Raw genomic sequence first — 1,762 nt, forward strand, 5'->3', positions numbered from 1 at the left:
TTCCAATTGAACGTCATGCTGCCGGTAATCGCGCACAACCTCGTGCAATCGCTGGAGCTGTTTGCGACCACCTCGCGCCTGCTCGCCGACAGCGCGATCGCCGGCTTCACCGTCCGCATTGCGCGGTTGGAAGAAAGCCTGTCGCGCAATCCGATTTTGGTCACCGCCTTGAACCCGGTGATCGGCTACGAAGCCGCGGCGCAGATCGCCAAGCGCGCCTACAAGGAAAACCGCCCGGTACTGGAGGTGGCGAAAGAAATGACCTCGCTGACCGACAAGCACCTGCGCAAACTCCTCGACCCCCAAGCCCTGACCAAAGGCGGCATCGCCGACTGATGCATGTGGGAGCGGCTTCAGCCGCGAAGCTTTCGCCGTGTCGGGAGATCGCGGCTGAAGCCGCTCCTACAAAAAAAAGCGCATCGGCGAGCGGGGGGGGGGCTAGAAGCTGATGCGCTTGCGGTTATCGGTGGCTACGCGGTCGATCAGCTTGTTGTATGGATCGAAGCCCGCCTCGTAGGGTTCCGAATCGACCACCACGGTAACGCGGGATGTTGCCTCGGCGACATGCTGGCGTTGCAGGTACAGAACTTTCTCGTCGCTCTCCGTACCCGACGAGCCGCGAGCGAACACTCCGATTTCGACCCAGTCGTCAAGGCGGCCGGCAGTTTCCTTGCCCTTGCCATCGGCATACAGCTTGCTGGCTCGCAGATCCAGAGTGACATCATATTTCCCGTCGGCGCGTCTTTTCGCCGTAGCGTGTTCGAGGCGATTGTCGTAGAAACTGATTTTCTCGAACAGATCGGTGATCAGCTGTTGCTGCTTCGGCCCGGCTTCGGCGCGCAGATAGCCGAGCAGCTCGCGCGAAGTCGTGTAAGGCGGGTTCTGATAGCCCTTGTCGAGCAGGAATTTCTTCAGTGCGCGGTTCACCGCCTTCTCGCCCAGTTCCTCACGCAATCTGTAGAACACCAGCGCGCCCTTCCTATAGTGGATGTGTTGCTGGTTCTCGACGCGGAACAGCGGCTGCTCCTCAACCAGATCGCTGCCGCGACCGGACAGGTAAGCGTCCAGCTCGTACCTGAGGAAGCGGCGCATCTTGCCGCGGCCGTACTCCTTCTCCATTACCATCAGTGCCGAGTACTCCGCCAGCGACTCCGAAAGCATGGTCGAACCCTGCATGTTGGCGCCGATCACCTGGTGCGCCCACCATTGGTGCGCCACTTCATGGGCGGTGATGTAGTACACGTAGTCGATGGCCTCCTTGTCGCGCAGGTCGGCGATGAAGCCGATCGACTCCGAGTACGGAATGGTGTTGGCGAAACTCTGCGCAAATGAGCCGTAGCCGGGGAACTCGATGATGCGTACCTGCCTGAACTGGTAGGGGGTGAAATTGGCCTGGTAGTAGGCCAGCGATTTCTTCACGCTGGCGATCATGCGATCGACGTTGTAAGGATGCTTGGCGTCGTAATAGACCTCGATGGCGATGCCCTGGTAGTTGTCTTTCTTCACCTGCCAGCGCGCCGAAAGGTAGGCGAAGAACTTCTGCATCGGCCGGTCCATGGCGTAGTCAAAGCAGTGACGACCGTCGCGGCTGTACTCTTTCTGCAAATAACCCGGCGCCAGGGCAACCTGGTCTGGCGCGGTGCAGACAGTGGTCCTGAAGTCGATCCAGTCGGCGTCGTGAGCGATGTATGTGTTCGCTCGCGCCGTCTCGTCCTCGAGCTTGGGCATGCGCGACACCTCGCCCAGGCCACGCTTACGTCGT

General features: G+C 60.3%; 1 protein-coding gene and 1 pseudogene. One reads left to right on the forward strand and one right to left on the reverse strand.

Going from position 1 to position 1,762, the window contains the following annotated elements:
• A pseudogene (gene aspA / locus WC739_RS24685) lies at nt 1–336 on the forward strand (aspartate ammonia-lyase); the annotation flags it as partial.
• 102 nt (nt 337–438) lie between these two features.
• On the opposite strand, the gene WC739_RS24690 reads toward aspA, so the two are convergent.
• Nucleotides 439–1,762: M1 family aminopeptidase (locus WC739_RS24690; protein WP_372955609.1), on the reverse strand; the 1,324-nt coding region annotated here is incomplete at its 5' end.

The organism is Mesorhizobium sp. (assembly GCF_041661565.1).
Classification (GTDB): domain Bacteria; phylum Pseudomonadota; class Alphaproteobacteria; order Rhizobiales; family Rhizobiaceae; genus Mesorhizobium.